The organism is Psychrobacillus sp. FSL K6-4046 (assembly GCF_038624605.1).
Taxonomy (GTDB): domain Bacteria; phylum Bacillota; class Bacilli; order Bacillales_A; family Planococcaceae; genus Psychrobacillus.
On sequence record NZ_CP152020.1, the window covers coordinates 2,028,612 to 2,049,709 of the forward strand.

Below are 21,098 nucleotides of genomic sequence, written 5' to 3' on the forward strand. Positions count from 1 at the left end.
AATCGCACATGATGTGGATAAAAATTCCAATATAAATCCATGTGCATTCACAGTGTTTTTCATTCTTCCTTCACCTCCGTCCATTAATGTAAGATTATTTTAACATATTACATTATTTCGTACAATGTGAATTTTTATTTATTCGTAACCTTCTAATCCCTCTAAGCCAGGATCATTTAACTCATTCGTATTTGGCATTCCTGCATCGTTTTCTTTATTTACTTCTGCATTTCCTGATTCAGGCCCATAATTTTGCCTATTATTATCAATGATTTCAGGCGGTGGAAGTTCATTGGATGTGCGGTCTTCACCGCAGGCACTCAAGGGCAACAAAGTAAAAATCAATATAGCTATAATTTTTTTCATGTCATACTCCTTTTGATACTGCAACTAAAAATGACAAGCTGCAATTCCTTTTCACATAGAATGGACCAATCCAATCATTTTATCCACAAAAAAACCAGCATTAAAAATGCTGGTCTTTTTGCTAATTATTCTTCAATGTCGAAATGTATCTCATCTTCATCGTTATATTCAGAGCCATTTTCAAACAATACAGTCGTTCTCAATATAAGCGTTGTCATTTCCTCTGCACCATCTGGAAGCCATCTTTCATCTGGCATGATTTCAAAAGGAATCATTTGCATATCCTTTGAAGCTACTGTGCCTACCAGTTCTATAGAATGCTTGGAAACAACTTTGGGAGCTTCTCCATTAATCACTTTAAAGACTTCTAACTTAATATTCTCGATTTGCTCATAGTCATGAACTCCATCAATATAAATCGTACCTGAAAGATTGATCCCATGTTCAATATAAGGATGATCCACCACAGTATCAATCTTTATGGATTTCACTTCAATACTGGAGTTGAATTTTTTGGCCATTATTCTCATTCCACCTTGTTATTTGTGTACTCATAGTGTTTTTCAACAATTGGTTCAAATTTATTGTACCTCTTTTTAAACATTGTGTAAAAATGGGAAACGATAACTTTTAAAATAGCATAGCCAGGTATACCCAAAATTACTCCAGGAACTCCGAACATTGCACCAGAAGTAATCAATACAAAAATTATTGTAATCGGATGCACATGCAATGATTTGCCCATAATTTGTGGCGATATAAACTTCCCTTCAATTAACTGAACAATTGTCCAGACTACTGCAAGTTTGATAAGCATGAAAGGAGAGGTAACTAAGGCAATAATTGCAGCCGGAGTTATCGCTATAACTGGACCTAAGTATGGAACAACGCTCGTAACCATTGCTATAACACCCAACAATAATGCATAATCCATCCCAATGATGGTGAAACCAATAAAGATCATAATACCTATACACATAGAGACAAGAATTTGACCCTGAATATACGAGCTGATCTGCTTATCGATGCTAGTAAAAACCGACTTTATGTCATCTCTCATGCGGGGTGGAAAAATTTTTAGTACATAAGCAGGAAGCTTTTCCCCATCCTTTAAAAGATAGAATAAGATAAAAGGAACAGTAACGATTGCCAGTATAAAGCTAGTTAATATACCGATAACAGAGGAAATTCCTGTTGCAATTCCTGTAAAGGTTTCCTGGAAAAATGCACCTAGCTCCTTCGGTAAATCATACAGAAGATTAGCAACATCGGTTTCTATTTGCAAATAGTACGTGCTTATAAGAGAGTTCGTTCTCAAGAATGAATCTAAGCGGGTTAAGACTTCTATAAAATAACCTGGAAGCTCTTCTGCCAATTTAAAAAATTGAGCTTTTAAAAATGGAAACACTAAGAAAACTAATAAGGTAATAATACCAACCAAAGCTAAGAAGATGAGTAGTATACCAATCACTCGTTTAACTTTAATTTTTTCTAGCATACGCAATATTGGTCTAAGTAAATAATAGATGATGACTGCTAATATGATTGGTAGGATGACATTCCCTAGAAAAACGGTTAATGGGACAAATATGAAGGAAATTTCATCATAAATCATGATAATTAAGCCAATCATTAAAAGCAGTATGAGCGTAAATATAGTATTACGACCACCTAAAAATTTTATGTATCTAGTTGAGAAAAAAGAAGGTTTTTCAGGTTCCAATTTTACATAACATCCTTTCCTAACTTAATTTTACGAATGAATAAATTTTATCGCAAATTTAAAAGTCCTATTCCCCTAAAAAATCTTCTATGGCCTTTCTATTCTGATCCTCGTCAATCACTAAAACATCTCCTGCGTGACTATAGTTCTTATCGTAATAGCTTCCTGGTACAGGGACAGTCATTTTATCCATTTCTAGTTTTCCACTAACTATAGCATCCATGATTCGAATAACTTTATCCTTACGTGAATAGTCTGTTTGAATATATCCTTCAGCTGCACCTATAAATTTGGGTACATTAGAAACATTTTGTATGGAGATTACCTCGTCCTTTAATGCTTCCATTACTTTTTGTTGGCGCGCAACCCTTCCAAAATCACCTTCTCCGTCGGCTCGGAATCGTGCGTAACCAAGTATTTCCTGTCCATTGAGCTGTTGTTCACCTTTTGTAAGTGAAACTCCAATTTTTTCAGACATATCCTTCTCTACATCCATTGTAATTCCTTCAGGAGCGAGAATATCTACCAATGATTCAAAGCTTCTAAAATCTATTAATGCATAATGATGGATAGGTATATCAAACATATTCTGAAGAGTTGCCTGCAATAATGGCACTCCGTCTAAATAATAGGCTGTATTAAGCTTATAAGACTTGTAGTTAGGTATATCCGCATAAATATCTCGCATAAATGAAATGACTTTAACGTCATTTTTTTCTTTATCCCAAGAAATGACCATCATTGTATCTGTTCGGGATCTCTCTTTCCCTCCCGCTCCGGAATCTGCTCCAAGGACTAGAATATTTTCTCGTTCACCTTTTGACCAAGCATCCCCTTCAAAGTCAATATCCTGTTTTACTTTTGTTTCATTAGCTAAATTATAGCCTTCCCGATATTGTAAAAATGAGTAAATACCAATTGTTAACCCAGCTAGTAACAGAACAGTAAGGAATACTCTTCCTTTCCGTAGTTTTTTTTTCGGTTTATATCGTCTTTCTGTATTTCTTTCTTCAGTCATATTAAATCTCCCCTTGAGCTCTTCATAGATGCTGTTTTGATGGTGCACGTATTTAGTTTCCCATATTTATATCATACTCTTATAATAACGTATTTACAGTGCGTTGGTTTCAGAATTTTGTACAACTTGAAAAGTAATGGTAAAATCATTTTACTATAATAGGAGGGATATAAAAATGATAGAAAGAGCTACGTTCGCAGGAGGCTGTTTTTGGTGCATGGTAAAACCGTTTGATACTTGGGAAGGCATACATAAGGTAACATCAGGATATATGGGTGGTCATATCGAAAATCCCACATATGAACAAGTGAAAAAAGGGGACTCAGGTCATTTAGAGGTGGTTGAAATCCAGTATGACTCCTCTATGTTCGATTATGAAAAACTACTAGAAATATATTGGCAACAAATAGATCCAACGGATGCTGGTGGTCAATTCCAGGATCGAGGCGAAAGCTATACGACAGCAATATTCGTATATAATGAAGAACAACGCATGCTCGCAGAAAAGTCTAAAGAGCAGCTAGCGGCTAGCGGTAAATTTTCCAAACCGATTGTTACGGTAATTCGAGATGCTGAAACGTTTTACAAAGCAGAGGACTATCACCAAGACTTCTATAAAAAAAGTCCTGATCATTATAAAGAAGATCTTGCTCAATCAGGACGCGTGGAGTTTATCGAAGAACATTGGGAGAAATAATTTAAACTTAACGTCAGATTTTTAAGGTAAGATGCTGCAACTATGAGTGTATGGACTGCTGTCGTTCATACACTCGTAGGCATGTTCATTTAGCTTTCCAATGATTGGTCATCAACTATTTTATTTTTATGATTATTTAAAACCTTTTCCAACTACGGTTTCTTTATCCAAATCTACAACCACAGTCAAATCCCCATTTTTATCAGAATCCGTATGATTAAATGAAACTGAATATACTACTTTATCTCTGTCATAATCATCAAAAAGATATTTTTTATTTTCTTCTGTTACGTTAATCTCTTCAACCACAGAATCCATGGGAGAAGTTGGTATTAAATCTTGTTCAGATTCCGAAAGACTATTGAATGCTACCATCTCAATTTCAAGTGAAGAACATCCGAATAAAGTGATCATTAATAAAGATAATAGATGTAGCTTTAAAATTTTCTTTATAATCGTTTCCTCCCTATCATTTACCGTATACCTATCATAACATTAACATGCCCTTACTAGCGTTAGTGTCAGCCTTGACGTAGCAGTCTTATACTGATGACCAGGTAAACGATTTTTCTAAAAGTATTACTATATCCACCACGCCATACTTCTATCTTAAAACCATCAATATCTACCATATTGATTTCTCCATTAAATACACTCTGGATGGTTTCAACATTTTTAGGAATTTCCTTTAAAATATCCCACCAATAGGGTTAATATAAGCCCAACAAATCAACGTTTGATAGCTTTTGTTTGAACACCGTGCTATAATAAGAGCATTGTGAATTTTAGGAGGTATAGCATGATTGCAGTAAGTAATGTAAGTCTTCGATTTGGTGATCGTAAATTATTCGAAGATGTAAATATAAAGTTTACACCTGGTAACTGTTATGGGTTAATCGGTGCAAACGGAGCTGGTAAATCTACATTTATCAAAATCTTGTCGGGGGAAATTGAGCCACAAGAAGGTAATGTGATTATGAACCCAGATGAGCGCTTAGCGATTTTGAAGCAAAATCACTTTGAGTATGAAGAATACAATGTGCTTGAAACAGTGATCATGGGTCATAAACGTTTATATGAAGTAATGAACGAAAAAAATGCAATTTACATGAAGGAAGACTTTTCTGACGAAGATGGTATGCGTGCCGCTGAGTTAGAAGGAGAATTTGCAGACCTTAACGGTTGGGAAGCTGAATCAGAGGCAGCCATCCTTTTACAAGGACTAGGTATTCCTGATAGCATGCACCAAAAGAAACTGTCTGAATTAACTGGGTCAGAAAAAGTAAAAGTACTTTTAGCTCAAGCTTTATTTGGCAAACCAGATGTACTTTTACTAGATGAGCCTACCAACCATTTAGATATCAAAGCAATTCAATGGCTAGAAGATTTCCTTATCAACTTTGAAAATACTGTAATCGTAGTTTCGCATGACCGTCACTTTTTAAACAAAGTATGTACACACATTGCAGACCTAGATTTCAGCAAAATCCAAGTTTATGTAGGAAACTATGACTTCTGGTATGAATCAAGCCAGCTTGCTACTAAAATGGCTCAGGATCAAAATAGTAAAAAAGAAGAAAAAATTAAAGAACTACAAGCCTTCATTGCTCGCTTTAGTGCGAATGCATCTAAATCAAAGCAAGCAACATCTCGTAAAAAAATGTTAGATAAGATTGAACTAGATGATATTAGACCTTCTTCTCGTAAATATCCATATGTGAACTTCTCTATGAAGCGTGAAATTGGTAATGACGTATTACAGGTTCAAGATTTAGGTTACTCGCTAGAGAACGAAAAACTATTCTCAGGTATGAACTTCACTATGAACAAAGACGATAAAATTATCTTGTTAGGTGATGAGCTTGCTAAATCTGCTTTACTTCGTATGCTTGCAGAAGAGGAAGAGCCACAAGAAGGCTCTATTCGTTGGGGTGTAACTACATCTCGTGCGTACTTCCCATTAGACAATGCAAAATACTTTAACGGTACAGAAACTTCACTAGTTGATTGGTTACGCCAATATTCACCTGATGATGAAAGTGAAACATTCCTTCGTGGTTTCCTAGGACGTATGCTTTTCTCTGGGGAAGAAGTGAAGAAGAAACCTTCTGTCCTTTCTGGTGGAGAAAAAGTTCGTTGTATGCTTTCTAAAATGATGCTTTCCGAAAGTAATGTTTTATTGCTAGATGAGCCTACTAACCATTTAGACTTGGAATCCATCCAAGCATTGAATAATGGATTAATTGCGTTCAAAGGCGCTATGATATTCACTTCTCATGACCATCAGTTCATCCAAACGATTGCAAATCGTGTAATCGAAATCCGCAAGGACGGCTCTATTCTAGATAAACAGCTGACATACGATGAATTCTTAGAATGGAAAGAATCTCAAAAATTATAATACGTAAAAAGGGTATTCGTAAATATTTACGATACCCTTTTTTTTATATCCCATGGTACTTTTTTCGTATAAAAAAGGGTGTTAGACGTATAGTCTTACACCTTCTTAGATGTTTTTATAAAACGTCCTAGCAATGAACGTGCTGGTAATTTCCCAAGCAAGCTATCACTTGTTTCCGATACCTTTTTCATTGTATCTAACAGCTTATGTTCTCCAGCCCAATGCTCTTCTACGATCTCAGGGGAAAACTTATTTAAAAGCATATTGACAATAAATGCTGCAACAATAATATCATCCATGTATCCACCTGGTCCTATTAAGCCCTCGGGTAACATATCAATTGGAGTAATAAAGTATAGGATACCGCTACCAATAAGTGTTTTACTTTTTGCGTCAATGCGATCATCTAGCATAGATTTTATAAGTAAATGGAAAAAATCTGGAGCAAAAAGAAGGTATGGAGTAAACTTACCTAACTTGTTTGATTTGGAATCTACATATTTCGTTATTTTAGCACGTAGTTTTGTGTAAAAGTCTTGTTGCTCCTCATAGGAAGGTAATTCCTTTTTTAACTCTAAATTCATACAAAGCTCCCCTTTCTTGTTCTCACTATACCAAAAATTTTGGAAAAAGAAACTTAAATAGCACTCATTCGAGTATATTAATGAGCACTTCAAAGAGTTAGTTTTATAATTAGCCCTTTACTATAAAAAAATCATAGTAGTAAACTGGTGAAATCTATTTATATCTTACTTAAATATGGCCATTATTGTAAATACATTTTATCTAGTTTCAAGTATTCATTTAAAGCCTGCTGTAATGTGCCATAAGTTCTTGTATCTTTATCAAATAGCATGCCTAATCGAATCATTTGTCGAACAACCTCAGGTCTTAAACCAGTAATTACTGTTTGGCATCCCATCATTGATGTACCATAAATTGTCTTTAACAGATGTTCTATTACTTCTGTCTCCATTTCTGCTATACCTGATAAATCTATTATTAAAGTTTGGATTCTGAGTTTACTAATTTCAGTTAATACTTTTTCTTCTAGAATTGAAGTTCTATATGTATCTACTGATCCAATTAAAGGTAAAATACAAATGGAAGGTGTGATCGGTATTATTGGTACCGATAAAGTTTCAACTACTTTTTTCTGAGAGGATATCAAAGCATCTTTATAAGTTGAATAATTAATAAAAAATTCATTTAAGAAGTTGTCAATTCTATTATTTAGCTGCTTTTCAATTTTAAAGAAGTCCTCTAGGTCCATCATTTGATCGGAATCATTCAATTCCTTTATAAACCTCCACATGGTTCGACGGATAGCTTGCACCCATTCTAATTTAAAAGAAAGCGTTAAAGAATGAGTTGCCCACGCAATTCCTTCTTGTTTAGCAAATAGATCTAACTCCTCATCATTACCCTCGATAATGTTTTTAATAAGATGATGTGCATTGTTGATAAGGTCAATATCACCAACTCTTAAAATATCATTTATCTTATCTTTAACATTTACTGCCTCTGATAAAAGATTATCTTCGACTTTCCCCTTGTTACCTTCGAAATATTCTTTAATTCCTCCGTCTAATAATAGCTTTTCCAAGTGACATCCCCCTATAATTTAAATAAAATTAAACACTCGATTCTTATACCCAAATTCTTTGAATATTAAACACTATGTAGATAGTGTTTTCTTTAGAGTTTAATATATTTTTAGGAAAAAAAATAGCCCATCATAATGATGGGCTTCCTACTTATAGTTTTGTTACATTTGCAGCTTGTGGCCCGCGATTTCCTTCTACAACTTCAAATTCTACACTTTGGCCTTCTTCAAGTGATTTGAAGCCATCACCTTGAATAGCAGAGAAGTGTACGAATACATCATTTTCTCCTTCAATTTCGATGAATCCAAATCCTTTTTCTGCATTAAACCATTTTACAGTACCTTGTTTCATGTTATTACCTCCAAAAATAAAATTAACAATATGTAAACTAAAAATTCACATATTCCATGAAGTACCGACATCACATCATCGATCACTACATGGGATATGTGAATTGCTCAACCGGTTTATACTTTATTGTTACTATAAATTATAGCAGTTGGATAAATTTAGTCAACAAATAATTACATTATTCTAAATCGTTTACTTGATATTAAATATTATTCCATGGAAAATTTGTAAGTCATCTTCACACGACTCACAATAACATTGTTCCTTTACTGACCAAAATGCCCAGTACTTATTGTTTCTCATCTCTTCTTTTGGGAACTTCCTTCTTAATTCGGTTAGTTTTTTTTCTAAAAATGAGCGAGCTTGGTCCTCTTGATCAAATTCCGCTTTTTCCATTATAAACTCTTCCCAGCCCTCAAAAGCCCACCACGGCTCATAGTCTGCTTTCATATAAATAACCTCATACATATTGTAATCGCCTCTAATACTTTTTATTAATACATATTTTACTGCTCACAAAGAAAATGTCTACTCTTTTGACTTTTGAAACTGAATAAATTGAAAAAATTTGCTATTTACGTTAAGTTATAAATAACATCAAAGTAAATAAAAGAGAAATTAAACGGTAATATGCTCCCATTAATTTCGACATATATGAAACCTTCTTTTCTCTCGTTCGTATAATGTAGTGTATATATAAGGAGGTCTTGACTATGACACAAGTAATACAAACCGTCATTCGTCATATTATTAATGTTCCTGTCATGATTACATCATGGCTAATTTTCTTCTTCCCAGTTGAATTAGGTTTTTTTGTAAGCTCAGCGTTAGCAGTAGTTACCTACCTAACTTCTAATTTTGCTATCAAAAAAATTCAACAGAGATCTATTATGAAGAAATATGATTTAACTTCATCAGAGTATTTTCATATTCGAAAGCAGATTAAGGAAGCAACAGCAAAAGTTCGTACACTTAATAACCATTATTTAAAAGTACGATCAGTGAGCTCTTTTAAACAGCTTTTCGAATTAAATAGATTAGCAAAACGAATTATTGCTTTAGTTAAAGCAAACCCAAAGAAATTTTACCAAGCTGAAAACTTCTTCTACGCTCATTTAGATTCGGCAGTAGAGCTAACATCTAAGTATACATTCTTAGTTTCTCAGCCATCAAAGAACAAAGAAATGAAAATTGCTTTGCAGGATACTCGTGAAACACTAGAATCCATTAACTCTGTCATGGAAGATGACTTAAAAAATGTTCTTGCTAGTGACATGGAGCACTTAAGAATGGAACTTGATTTTGCTAAACTATCCGTATCTAAAAACGAAAAACCCTTATATCTAAAAGGAGAGACAACAAATGAGCGAAAATATCTCGAATAAAACAGACGATCTTTTAATGGACGAACTACTTAATAATCCATTTTCTCTAAATGAAACAAAGCCTCAAACTTTAACTAAACAAGCAAATGAGGCGCTACCAACTAAATTAATTGATCGCTTATCGGAAGAAGAGAAACAAAAAGCTAAGCAGCTAGCAGATCAAATACCTGCTGGTAATTATGAAGCGATTTTAACATATGGAGCCAATGCTCAAACAGAGCTTACCCGCTTTTCACATCAAATGCTGGACCATGTGCAAAAGAAAGATATCGGACCAGTTGGAGATATATTAGGCGATTTAATGAAAAAACTTTCAGAGCTAAATCCTGAAGAGCTTTCCAACGAAAAGAAGAGTGGCATTAAAAAGCTTTTTAATCGTGTAAACAGATCTGTTCAAGAAATGATGACAAAATATCAAAAGCTTAGTACGCAAATCGATCGTATCGGTATTCAATTAGAGCATTCAAAACGTGGTCTAGTAGAGGATGTTCAAATGTTAGATAAGCTATATGATCAAAACAAAACATATTTTCAAGCATTAAACGTTTATATTGCAGCTGCTGAACTAAAAAAAGATGAAATACTCAACGTTACGATCCCAGAACTAAAAAGAAAAGCAGAAATGTCAAACGACCAAATGGCTTACCAGGAAGTTAATGATATGGCCCAATTTGTAGATCGACTTGAAAAACGAGTTTATGACCTACAGCTTTCACGTCAGATTACCATTCAAAGTGCGCCACAAATACGTATGATCCAACAAACGAACCAAACGTTAGCTGAAAAAATACAATCTTCTATCATGACATCCATTCCATTATGGAAAAACCAGATTGCGATTGCCTTAACGTTAAATCGTCAGCAAAAAGCAGTAGCAGCTCAAAGACAAGTTACAAAAACAACTAACGACTTACTATTGAAAAACTCGGAAATGCTCAAAGTGAATAGTATTGAAACAGCTAAAGAAAATGAGCGAGGTATCGTAGAAATCGATACATTGAAGAAAACACAGGAAAATCTTCTGCAAACAATCGAGGAAACGATGCGTATTCAAGCAGATGGCAGAGTTAAGCGAAAAGCTGCTGAAATTGAAATTGGTCGAATGGAAGAAGAATTAAAACAACGTCTCCTTCTTATTGCAGACCAATCTAAAAACAGATCCGTACAACCATAAATTGCATATCAATAAAATAAAGACTGGAGTCTAACTCAGAATCTTGAGTTTGACTCCAGTCTTTTTATTTGGCTATGTTAAAGGATAATGTTTATATTTTTAAAATGATTTGGTGTTCCCTACTTCTATAAACAAAGGAACTTTTAAATGGCTATTAAGAACATAAATAGATTGTGAAATTGACAGTTTTTTAGCTTTGTTTATGCGAGTAAATTTTTTTAATGCTTTATAGATGCTAAAGCTGTTCCAGTTATTGATCGGAACGCCATACGGCGACTCCTACTGGATGAGTGAGAGTGAGACAGATAAGACATCACAACCACGCGCGTAAGCGATGGGTGATGGCTTATCGTTCAACCCGAGGAAAGCGTCCGGCTGGTGCGAAAAATCAATACTACTCTCTGATCTAAGATTTGTTTGCATTATAAATCAACCATAACCTTTAACATAGCCTCTTTATAAAACAATACTGAGATTGACTATTCTTCTTAGCTTTTTACGACATGCTGAAGCATTTTACGCAGTAAGCGCAACGTTTCATCTGAGAACCTCTCCATAGAGGAAGCTGTCGCTGTTTTCTTACCGAAGATAAGCTGGAACAGGTTAATTTGTTCGTCTGTTGGGTCCTCTTCATTAAGAAATAAATGAAGTATAGAAATCTGCTTTCGCTCGACTTCCAATACTGCCTCAGCAGTATCCATAATACCATTTTGTGCATAGCCAAAAGCTGAGGGCTCTCCGTCTGAGAAGACAAGTAGAAATTTATGTGTCTCTGGTCTAGTTTCTAAACGTTTGCCTATCCAACGGATTGCAAATCCATCTCGGTTATCCTCATGAGCTTCCATGGCCAAAATGTTTTGGCCACTATCCTTTTGTCCATCTTCTAATCGATGAATCCATTCAAATGTATTAGGCTGGCTAGTTTCAGTTGCCTCATAGGCATCTTCATAATGAAGTACGATTTCATGAACAATGTTTAATTCTCTTAGTACATCGTGGAATAATAAAACAGCCTTTTGGGTCTCTGGCATTTTATCCTGCATAGATGCAGACCCATCTACCAGTAAACCAAATACGGCGTTGAGTCTTGTACTTGGAGCATCTTTTTTGTAGAACGGCTTAGGTCTTTCCTCTGTCCATATAGACGTCATTCGAGTAGAAAGTCGACCTTTTGATAAATTGGTCCGCTTATCTACCTTTTTTTGTTCCATACGTTTTTTCATTTCATGGACAAAGGCCTTAACAAAGGGAGCTTGCTCCTGCCGGATTGTCTGCAGTTCTAATTTCGTATGTGGATGGAGCATGCTTTCAATTCTCTTTTCTTCGTATATCACATTTAAATGTTCATATCCAAAGCTCTTGCCTGCCTTCTTGGTACTTCCCATTTTATCCTCTACTTGATCTGACGAAAGATTTTCCTTCGTATTCCCAGAGGATTGTCCCCTACCCGTTTCCGTAATGTCATGACCCTCTCGGCCTTCTTCAGCGTTGACATTTTGTTCAGCTTTCCCATCTGTTCCGTGTTCCAGCTCATACTGTAGATGGACTCCGCTTTCCTGTTCATTTTCTCTATGCCAGGATCTAAATACTTCCTCGATTGTGTCTTTCCTTTCATCCTCACCTTTTATAGAATCCTTCATGCCTTGATGATAATGAAAGTCTTTATTCATTAAAGTATTAGGAGAAAGAATCGCATAAAATTGTAAAATAGAATCAGTCGAAATATATTCCCTTAAAAAATTTACAAGCTGATACGCTAAATTAATAGAGTCATTTGTAGATCTGTGATCGTATACTCTTTGAATCATGCTGTTAGTTTGAACAAACGAATCAGGACCTTTTGCATTAATTGTACCTTCATATAAACTAATATAAAGGTAACTAATATAAGCATCTGCTAAAAACCCTTTTTGAAGATTAACAATTAACTGTTGCTTATGAAAGGCAAGGTATGTCTCCACTCTTGCAATAAAGATTTTCCTTGTACCAATACGTCTTTTTTGTATATTTTCCATAAGGCGAAATTCCTCAAGACAAAACACTAGTTGATCCATTAATCTAGACAGAGTGTCATCTCTATCTTTTAAGTAGTCTAGCCAAGCGCCTATGCTGAAGTATTTCCAGAACCCTTCGGTTAAGAGATAGATGTCTGAAAGTCTCCCTTTATGCATCACCTCTTCACTTCGATGTCTCCAAAACACACTAATGGATATTGTTTGCTCCTCCGGCTGGAATTCTATTAGCTTTCGTTCATTAATAGTAATTCCCAGGTCTTTGGTCATTGCACGAGCAATTGTCTCGTAATGCATCAGTTGTCTAGCATCAATCGTTTCGTTGTTAAATTGTATAAAGCGATTTACTGAAGACATTATACCGCCTCACTTAACCCAAGAGGAAGCAAGCTCTAAAACGAGTCTCTTCTCTTGCTCATCATCTAGCTTTTCAGCAATTGCATATTCAATTGCTCTTAAAGGATCCATATATTGTGCTAAATCCATTGCATATTGGAGACTCCGAATAGATGCAGCATCCTCTGCTAAAAGACCTTGCTGCACTTGTGCCATTAAATCCTCTGCTAGGTTAAGCATTAGAGTATGAAGATCTTTAGGAGCATTTGGGAATAAATTATTAAACAGTTCTTCAAGTAATTCTCCGGTGATATAGGGAATAGAAAAAGAAACAAAACGATTTTTTAAAGCTTCATTCATAGGAGTAGTTCCAATATATCCTTCATTTATTGCTGCGATAACAGAAAAATCAGGATGTGCCTTAATAACCTCACCCGTATATGGATTAGTCAACATACGACGGTAATCTAATACACTATGTAAAATTGGCAAGGTTTCAGGCTTAGCCATGTTTATTTCATCTATATAAAGAATATGTCCCTTTTTCATCGCCTCAACTACAGGACCATCTACAAATTCAATCACATTAGTCCCTTCCTTAATGACAATCGTTTTAAAACCAAGCAATGCCTCCGCATCTAGGTCTACAGAACAGTTGATACTTTGTATTGGCTGTGAAAAAAAATGGGACACTGTTTCAGCTAGCTTAGTCTTTCCTGCTCCCGTTGGCCCCTTTAATAAAACAGGTTTTTTTAAGGAAACCGCTATTAGCACATCTTCATATAAATGGTCGATAGGCGAAACATATCCTCCCGTGCCAATCAGATCTATATCTTTCTCACTGTGTAATCGGCTAGTTCTTAGCTCTTTTTCATTTTTTATTAACTCAATCACGCTATTGTCCTCCTTAACAAAAAAAACTGATGAAGGCTCATCAGTTTTTTATTGAAAATATTCCTTGTAGTATCCGCCGACCTTACCGGTATTATCAATGACGAATAAAAATTCTTCTGTTTCATTTTTTACTTCGTATGTCTTTCCAACTGTCAATACATTGCTAACTAAGAATTTTTTAGCGTCTGTATGAATACATGTTACTGTCTTAGTAGTTGGCTTTAAAGCCCAATTAGTATGTATCATTTCAACCACTTCCTTTACCTATAGTATACGATTGAATTCATGAAAATTCAATCATGTTACTGCTGTATTTAGGTGTCACTTGCTCTGGTTTAGGTGACAGTTCTACTGCCTTTAGGTTCGCTTACTAATGATTTAGGTGTCAATGGTCAACGTATAGGTGCACTTTTACTCTTTAGGTGACATTCGCTCCCTTTTACGTGCGCTTTCCACGGGTTTAGGTGACTCTTCCACGCTTTTAGGTGCGCACCTCCTCTTTAGGTAACACTCCTTGGAAAACGCATACCGTATAGAACACACATGTAAGAAGTAGACAAAAAAAACACCGGAAAATCTACATACGTAGAATTTTCGGTGCTTTGAATATTTAAGGCTGGGTATATGCCAGCCTTAAATAAATATATTAAGAATTTAACATTAAGTCTTCTGGGCTTTCAAGAAGTTCTTTTACTGTTTTTAAGAATCCAACAGAATCTTTTCCATCGATAACACGGTGGTCATAAGAAAGAGCCACATACATCATTGGACGGATTTCAACTTCATTTCCAACAGCGATTGGACGTTTTTGGATTGTGTGCATTCCAAGAATACCAACTTGTGTACCATTTAAAATTGGTGTTGATAATAGTGAACCGAATACTCCACCGTTTGTGATAGTGAAAGAACCACCAGCCATGTCTGAAAGAGCTAACTTGTTATCGCGAGCTTTTTTAGCAAGACCAGCAATATCTCCTTCGATTTCTGCAAAGTTTTTACGGTCTGCATCACGTACGATTGGCACTACAAGCCCGCCTTCTGTAGATACAGCGATACCAATATCATAGAAATTATTTTTTACAATATAATCTCCATCAATTTGAGAATTTACGTAAGGATATTTTTTCAATGCTGCAACGACAGCTTTAGTAAAGAATGACATGAATCCTAAACGTACATCGTTATCATCAAAGAATTTATCTTTTTTACGAGAACGTAATGCCATTACATTCGTCATATCAATTTCATTAAATGTTGTTAACATTGCTGTGCTTTGTCTAACTTCTAACAGACGAGAAGCGATAGTTTGACGACGACGTGACATTTTCTCGCGAGTTGTGCGTCCATCATCTTCTTTTACTGGAGCTGCAGATTTTGAAGCTTCAGCTTTAGGTGCTGCAGGTTTAGAACCGTGAGCAGATACATCTTGAACTCGAACGCGTCCCATTGGATCTACTGGAGAAATCTCGCTTAAATTAATACCTTTTTCACGAGCTAACTTACGAGCAGCTGGGCTAGCAATTGTGCGGTCTTGTTCTTTAGAAGCGTCTTCATTAGCTTTAGCTACCTCTTCAGCTTTATTGCCACTTACTGCAGGTGTTTTTTCTTCTTTCGGTTCTTCCTTAGTTTCAGCTTTAGCTGCTGGTGCGCCTGAACCTGCACCTACGATAGCAATTACTTCGCCTACTTGTACCGTATCGCCTTCAGCAAAAAGTAATTCGCTAACAACTCCAGCTTCTTCTGAAATTACCTCTACATTTACTTTATCTGTTTCTAACTCAACGATAAACTCGCCTTTTTCCACTGTATCACCGGGTTGTTTTAACCATTGTGCAATGGTACCTTCTGTAATTGATTCTGCTAATTCGGGAACTATAATTTCTGCCACTTGATTTTCCTCCTCTATTGCTTTTCTTACAAGCTTTTCAATGCTTCTTCAATAATTCTTGCTTGCTCTACTTTATAAGTGTCGATATCACCTTCAGCAGGACTTGAGCGATGTACTCGCCCTACGTACTTAATATCTTTTCCTTTTGCAATATCCAGTAAATATGGAAGTGCAAAATTCCATGAGCCCATATTTTCTGTTTCTTCTTGAGCCCAAACAATTTGTTTAAGGTTTGGATAACGATCTACAATCGTTTGAATTTTCTCTTCTGGGAATGGGTAAAGTTGCTCCACACGAACTATATGCATGAAGTCATATCCTTCTCCATCCTTCACTTTGTCTGCTAAGTCAATTGCTAGTTTACCACTTGCAAAGACTACTTTTTCGACCTTGTCAGGTTGTTGGCCTAAGCCTGGCTGTTCAATAATAGTCTCAAACTTACCTTCAGTCAAATCTGCTACCTCTGCACCGACTAAAGGATGTCGAAGTAATGATTTAGGAGAAACGATTATTAATGGTCGAATTGCGTCTTCTTTTAGCATTTTAGCTTGTCTTCTAAGGATATGGAAATAGTTTGCGGCACTTGATAGATTCGCAACTGTCCAGTTATTTTCTGCAGCAAGCTGTAAATAACGCTCTAGACGTGCACTTGAGTGCTCTGAGCCTTGACCTTCTGAACCATGCGGTAATAGCATCACAAGTCCAGATTTCAATCCCCATTTAGATCGAGCCGAACTGATAAAATTGTCAAACATAACTTGCGCCATATTTGCGAAGTCCCCGTATTGGGCTTCCCAAATAGTTAATGAATTAGCATTCTCCAAGTTATAACCAAACTCATAGCCCAACACTGCTGTTTCTGTTAATGGACTGTTGTGAACGGTAAAGGAAGCTTTTGCATCACTAATATAGTGAATTGGTGTAAGTTCTGCACCTGTATTTTCATCATGTAACACTAAGTGTCTATGTGAGAATGTACCACGTTGTGCATCTTGACCAGTTAAGCGAACAGAGTTCCCTTCCTGAATAATCGTTGCTAGGGCAAGTGTTTCTGCATGACCCCAGTCGATTTTACCTTTCCCTTTAAATGGCTCTTCTCTACGTTTTAAAATTTTCTCTAATTTTTTGAACGCTTTGAAATCAGATGGCCAGCTTAATAATTCTTCATTGATTTTCTTCAGTCTGCCTTCCTCAACTCCAGTAGGTAGCTCAGGCATTCCCTCTAATACAGCATCAGGAATAATAATCTCATGTGCAGTAGTCTGTGGAAGCTCTTTCACGCGATCGTATGCTTCTTGCATTCCACTGAAGATAGTTTCATCCAGCTTTTTCACTTCGGCTTCTTGGATAACGTTTTCATTTACTAACTTTTGTCCGTAAATATTACGTACAGTCGGGTGTTTATGAATAATATGATACATTTGTGGATTAGTCACAAGTGGCTCATCCATTTCATTGTGGCCATATCTACGATAACCAAGTAAGTCAATAACAATGTCCTTACCAAATTTGTTACGGTATTCGTGAGCAAGTTTTGCTACGCCGATAACAGCCTCTGGATCATCTGCATTTACATGAATAACAGGAACTTCATATCCTTTAGCTGGGTCAGAAGAATAGAAAGTAGAACGTGAATCGTAATGCTCCGTTGTAAATCCGATCATATTATTTGCGATGATATGGATCGAACCTCCAGTTTGGAAGCCTCTTACTCTACTATAGTTTAACACTTCTGTGACGATACCTTGACCAGGGAAAGCCGCATCTCCATGAACTAAAATTGCATAAGCAGCATTTTTATCTTGAACTGGCAAACCTGCTTGATCCGTTGTTTCTTGAGCAGCACGAGTTTGCCCTGTTACTACAGGACTTACTACTTCTAAGTGAGAAGGGTTATATGCTAATTTAATCGTTAATCCAGATGGAGAATGGTAAGCAGCACCTTTATGGTATTTCACATCACCATACCATCCCTCAGAAAGCTCTAAAGAGCCGTCTTTTGGTTGAAAAGCTTCAGAAGGTACGTGTGCAAACTCTGCGAACATCATCTCATAAGGCTTGTTTAAAACGTGTGTTAATACATTTAAACGTCCACGGTGGGCCATACCAATGTTTACTTGTTTTGTTTTAGTGATATTAGATTGTCTAACAAGCTCGTCTATCAAAACCACTAATGAATCTAAACCTTCAATAGAGAAGCGTTTTGCTCCCACAAACGTACGGTGAATAAATTTCTCAAAACCTTCAATTTGAGTTAAACGTTTCAATAATTCCTTTTTTGTATCAGCAGATAAGTTTTCTAATACAACACCTTTTTCAATCTTGCCCTGTAACCACTTGCGCTCTTCTACATTCACAATATGAGAAATCTCAAAAGCTATTTTATTCGTATAAACAGATTTTAAGTACTCAATTGCCTCTAAACCGTTGGTAACTGTGTTTGGTGCATCAGCTAATAAAAAAGCTACAGGAACTTCTTTTAAATCAGCAGGAGTTAGACCGTAAGTCTTAAAATTGATTCGAGAATCATTTTTTTCTCTGTCATTTAAAGGATAGATATCTGCAGATAAGTGCCCGTGAGCTCGTATAGCATCAGCCAACTCGATTGCACGAATCACTTTATCGAAGTTGTTGGATTCCACAGTTGGTAAAGCAGCTCCTGTACCATTTGTAGTTGTATCCAGAACTGGTGCCCCATACTCTTCAAATAAGCTAACTAGTTCTTGATCCACTTCTTCTGGTGATTGAAGGTATAAATCATACTGCTCCATCACATAACCAAGATTGGGTCCTGAGAAAATGGACCAAGGTGTTTGATTGTTCGACATTTAAAAAAACCTCCAACATATTGTGCCACAATAGGCATTAATGAATTTGCATAAAAATAAGTGCAAAAGCCTGAAAATGAAAGATGTACATTTTTATTCTTTAAATCTTCACATTAATAGTTTACCACTCTTTTCATGAGACTTAAAGAATTCAAGAATTCAAGTATAAGAACAATTTTTCCATATCCATCTTACTACTCTCACTAAAAAATACAATCCTTTTTGGTAAATTAAATTAATCTTTTCTAAATTTTTTTATACATTTGAAATGAATGATTATTCACTTGTAAATTTAGGGAAATATATGGAAAATTTTGTTCCGTTTTGATTACTTTCTACGTTAATACTACCTTTATATGCAACAACTAGTCGTTGCACAATGCTAAGGCCCAATCCTGAGCCTCCTTTATTCTTTGAACGTGCCTCGTCTGCTGTATAGAAACGATCGAAGATTTTAGAAAGGGATTCTTTTTTAATACCAATCCCATTATCTGAAACAGTAATTACTACTTTGGAAGTGTCTTCCCAAGCTTCTATAATTATTTTCGGATCGTTTTCATTATATTTTATTGCATTCTCCATAAGGTTTCTAAGAATTTGCTCCAATGTCGTTGAGGGGATATTAACTGATATATTTTCATTTCCACGGTAAACAATTGATGAAGTTGGAGATAGCACCTCCAGTTGTTGTTCCAATTCCTTGACTACACTTAATAGACGGGTATTTGTATTCTCAAATGTTTGTTCATTTTTTGCAAGCTTTAACATTTCTTCTATTAAAACTTTCATTTTTTGAACTTCTGCTAAGGAAATGTCCAGGGATTCGTCCAGAACATCTCGTTGTTCCTTGCCCCATCTATTCAGCAGAGCCAGATGTCCTTCCACAACTTGAATAGGTGTTCGAAGTTCATGAGATACATTATGAATAAACTCGTCTTGTCTGGTGATTGTTTCATTTACCTCGTCCATTAATTCCTTATAGATTTTCATCAGCTCACCGATTTCATCTTTTGACAAACGTTCAAAATTAACTTCCTTAGAAAACCTTGTCCGTTTTGCCTCCTGCATTTCATCACGTAATTCCTTAATTGGACGTAACATGAATGCAGACAACGAATACCCTATAAATGCAGATAGTAATAGCGCTATGAGAGAAAATAACGTTATAGCCAACAATATATAGCGCATTAGTTCTTCAAAATTAGAAAGGCTGTGGGAAATTTCTATATATCCCTTAAATAATCCGAAGTCAATTTCAGCAGATTTATGAAAAATAGTCTGTCCTTCTACTTTGTCTTTTTCAAATTCATTTATTGAAGTGGGTTCGAATGCTGAAAATGGACTCGCATCATTAATGCGGAGAAGCTCGATTCCATCTGCATTTAAAACCCTTATAGACTGCTCTTGGTTAACAAGCTGGTTAATAAGTGTGCGATTTCTTTGAATGTCTTGAACGCTAATCACAGGACCCTGTGACTCAAAGAAGCTTACAACTTCGTTTAATGTGTTATGGGCCACTCTCTTTTCAGACATAAGCATCCAGTTGTATAGCGAAAAATATAAAATGGCACTCATCATTAAAAAACTTAAAAAAATAGACAGAGCAGAAGCATATGTCCATTTTTTTTGTAAAGTCCAGTTTTTCATGAACGAATCACGTATCCCACTCCTCTAACTGTTTCTATTAAAGCTGCAATTTCCTTCGGCAATTTCTTTCTAAGATGCCTAATATAAACATCCACTACATTTGTCTCTACTTCTGATTCATAACCCCATACAATTTCTAAAATCTGATCCCGAGTTAATACGATGTTAAGGTTTTGCATAAAACATACAAGAAGGTCATACTCTGTTTTCGTTAAAATAATCTCCTGCCCAAAATACGTAACCCTATATGCTTTTTGATTGACCTGTAAGCCACGTATCGATAAAACAGATTCCTGATTTAATGTGGTATGCCCCACCCTTCTTAATACAGCACGAATTCTAGCCAAAAGCTCTTCTATAGCGAATGGCTTGACCACATAGTCATCTGCTCCAGCCTCTAATCCTGAAACACGATCTATAACTGCATCTCTCGCAGTTATTAAAATAATAGGAATATCTTTAACTTTTCTAAACCTGCGACATATTTCTAAACCGTTTAAATTAGGTAGCATAACATCTACTAATAACAAATCGTAATGGTTTTCTAAAGCTAATTCATATCCCTCTCTTCCATCAAAAGATACGGTTACCTCAAAATTTTCATGTTTCAGCTCAAGTTCCACAAACTTCGCTATATTAATTTCATCTTCTATTAATAAAATATGATGTTTCACTTTCACACTTCCTTTAAAAATACCGTTCACTTTATATGAACGGCAGTAAAATTATATGAATTGTTTCTTCTCATCGATTTCAAATTCTGAAAAGAGA

The 21,098-nt window shown here is 35.7% G+C and carries 20 protein-coding genes; 4 read left to right on the forward strand and 16 right to left on the reverse strand.

Annotation, left to right across the window (positions count from 1 at the left end; translation table 11 throughout):
• Positions 1 to 138: 138 nt before the first annotated feature.
• The 4 genes from MKY09_RS10015 to MKY09_RS10030 form a co-directional block, all read right to left on the reverse strand.
• A complete protein-coding gene (locus MKY09_RS10015; RefSeq protein ID WP_169361415.1) occupies positions 139 to 366 on the reverse strand; it encodes a hypothetical protein in 228 nt (75 codons plus the stop codon).
• Between the two features lie 125 nt (positions 367 to 491).
• Positions 492 to 887: a sporulation protein gene (locus MKY09_RS10020; RefSeq protein WP_169361414.1), complete on the reverse strand. Its 396-nt coding sequence runs from the start codon at positions 885 to 887 to the stop codon at positions 492 to 494.
• A 5-nt stretch (positions 888 to 892) separates the two neighbouring features.
• The gene (locus tag MKY09_RS10025; RefSeq protein ID WP_169361413.1) at positions 893 to 2,089 is read right to left on the reverse strand and encodes an AI-2E family transporter; all 1,197 of its coding nucleotides are present in this window, start codon (positions 2,087 to 2,089) and stop codon (positions 893 to 895) included.
• A gap of 67 nt (positions 2,090 to 2,156) precedes the next feature.
• Positions 2,157 to 3,107: an LCP family protein gene (locus tag MKY09_RS10030; RefSeq protein ID WP_342566612.1), complete on the reverse strand. Its 951-nt coding sequence runs from the start codon at positions 3,105 to 3,107 to the stop codon at positions 2,157 to 2,159.
• A gap of 175 nt (positions 3,108 to 3,282) precedes the next feature.
• Here MKY09_RS10030 and msrA point away from each other — a divergent pair, with 175 nt between their 5' ends.
• Positions 3,283 to 3,804 (forward strand): peptide-methionine (S)-S-oxide reductase MsrA, encoded by a 522-nt coding sequence (msrA, locus tag MKY09_RS10035; protein ID WP_342566613.1) that lies wholly within the window; start codon positions 3,283 to 3,285, stop codon positions 3,802 to 3,804.
• A gap of 132 nt (positions 3,805 to 3,936) precedes the next feature.
• Here msrA and MKY09_RS10040 read toward each other — a convergent pair whose 3' ends face one another.
• Entirely contained in the window at positions 3,937 to 4,179 is a 243-nt protein-coding gene (locus MKY09_RS10040; RefSeq protein WP_342566614.1) for a hypothetical protein, read from the reverse strand.
• Between the two features lie 424 nt (positions 4,180 to 4,603).
• Here MKY09_RS10040 and MKY09_RS10045 point away from each other — a divergent pair, with 424 nt between their 5' ends.
• Positions 4,604 to 6,205 (forward strand): ATP-binding cassette domain-containing protein, encoded by a 1,602-nt coding sequence (locus MKY09_RS10045; protein WP_169361410.1) that lies wholly within the window; start codon positions 4,604 to 4,606, stop codon positions 6,203 to 6,205.
• Positions 6,206 to 6,300: 95 nt separating this feature from the next.
• Here the strand turns inward: MKY09_RS10045 and MKY09_RS10050 are convergent, their stop codons facing one another.
• The 4 genes from MKY09_RS10050 to MKY09_RS10065 all read right to left on the reverse strand — a co-directional run bounded on the left by MKY09_RS10050 (position 6,301) and on the right by MKY09_RS10065 (position 8,631).
• Positions 6,301 to 6,789: a DUF1232 domain-containing protein gene (locus MKY09_RS10050; protein WP_342566615.1), complete on the reverse strand. Its 489-nt coding sequence runs from the start codon at positions 6,787 to 6,789 to the stop codon at positions 6,301 to 6,303.
• Between the two features lie 182 nt (positions 6,790 to 6,971).
• Positions 6,972 to 7,784 carry an STAS domain-containing protein gene (locus MKY09_RS10055; RefSeq protein WP_251553210.1) on the reverse strand — a complete coding sequence of 271 codons (813 nt, stop codon included), beginning with the start codon at positions 7,782 to 7,784 and terminating at the stop codon, positions 6,972 to 6,974.
• 178 nt (positions 7,785 to 7,962) lie between these two features.
• Positions 7,963 to 8,163: a cold-shock protein gene (locus MKY09_RS10060; protein WP_169360097.1), complete on the reverse strand. Its 201-nt coding sequence runs from the start codon at positions 8,161 to 8,163 to the stop codon at positions 7,963 to 7,965.
• A gap of 192 nt (positions 8,164 to 8,355) precedes the next feature.
• The gene (locus MKY09_RS10065) at positions 8,356 to 8,631 is read right to left on the reverse strand and encodes a DUF1033 family protein (RefSeq protein ID WP_169360098.1); all 276 of its coding nucleotides are present in this window, start codon (positions 8,629 to 8,631) and stop codon (positions 8,356 to 8,358) included.
• Between the two features lie 245 nt (positions 8,632 to 8,876).
• Here MKY09_RS10065 and MKY09_RS10070 point away from each other — a divergent pair, with 245 nt between their 5' ends.
• Positions 8,877 to 9,548, forward strand: a complete 672-nt coding sequence (locus MKY09_RS10070; RefSeq protein WP_251553186.1) for a 5-bromo-4-chloroindolyl phosphate hydrolysis family protein — start codon at positions 8,877 to 8,879, stop codon at positions 9,546 to 9,548.
• A complete protein-coding gene (locus tag MKY09_RS10075) occupies positions 9,526 to 10,722 on the forward strand; it encodes a toxic anion resistance protein (protein ID WP_169360100.1) in 1,197 nt (398 codons plus the stop codon). Before MKY09_RS10070 ends, MKY09_RS10075 begins: the two co-directional genes overlap by 23 nt.
• Positions 10,723 to 11,210: 488 nt before the next feature.
• Here MKY09_RS10075 and MKY09_RS10080 read toward each other — a convergent pair whose 3' ends face one another.
• The 7 genes from MKY09_RS10080 to MKY09_RS10110 all read right to left on the reverse strand — a co-directional run bounded on the left by MKY09_RS10080 (position 11,211) and on the right by MKY09_RS10110 (position 21,001).
• Positions 11,211 to 13,091, reverse strand: a complete 1,881-nt coding sequence (locus MKY09_RS10080; RefSeq protein ID WP_298467827.1) for a VWA domain-containing protein — start codon at positions 13,089 to 13,091, stop codon at positions 11,211 to 11,213.
• Between the two features lie 9 nt (positions 13,092 to 13,100).
• On the reverse strand, positions 13,101 to 13,952 hold the full coding sequence (locus MKY09_RS10085) for a MoxR family ATPase (protein ID WP_298467870.1): 852 nt from the start codon (positions 13,950 to 13,952) through the stop codon (positions 13,101 to 13,103).
• A 60-nt stretch (positions 13,953 to 14,012) separates the two neighbouring features.
• Complete coding sequence (locus MKY09_RS10090) at positions 14,013 to 14,210, reverse strand: DUF6501 family protein (protein WP_169360102.1); 198 nt, start codon at positions 14,208 to 14,210, stop codon at positions 14,013 to 14,015.
• A gap of 400 nt (positions 14,211 to 14,610) precedes the next feature.
• A complete protein-coding gene (gene odhB / locus MKY09_RS10095) occupies positions 14,611 to 15,852 on the reverse strand; it encodes a 2-oxoglutarate dehydrogenase complex dihydrolipoyllysine-residue succinyltransferase (protein ID WP_298467824.1) in 1,242 nt (413 codons plus the stop codon).
• 26 nt (positions 15,853 to 15,878) lie between these two features.
• On the reverse strand, positions 15,879 to 18,680 hold the full coding sequence (locus MKY09_RS10100) for a 2-oxoglutarate dehydrogenase E1 component (protein ID WP_298467821.1): 2,802 nt from the start codon (positions 18,678 to 18,680) through the stop codon (positions 15,879 to 15,881).
• A gap of 276 nt (positions 18,681 to 18,956) precedes the next feature.
• A complete protein-coding gene (locus MKY09_RS10105; RefSeq protein ID WP_298467819.1) occupies positions 18,957 to 20,327 on the reverse strand; it encodes a HAMP domain-containing histidine kinase in 1,371 nt (456 codons plus the stop codon).
• The gene (locus tag MKY09_RS10110) at positions 20,324 to 21,001 is read right to left on the reverse strand and encodes a response regulator transcription factor (RefSeq protein WP_298467817.1); all 678 of its coding nucleotides are present in this window, start codon (positions 20,999 to 21,001) and stop codon (positions 20,324 to 20,326) included. The genes MKY09_RS10105 and MKY09_RS10110 overlap by 4 nt, the downstream gene beginning before the upstream one ends.
• Positions 21,002 to 21,098: the final 97 nt, after the last annotated feature.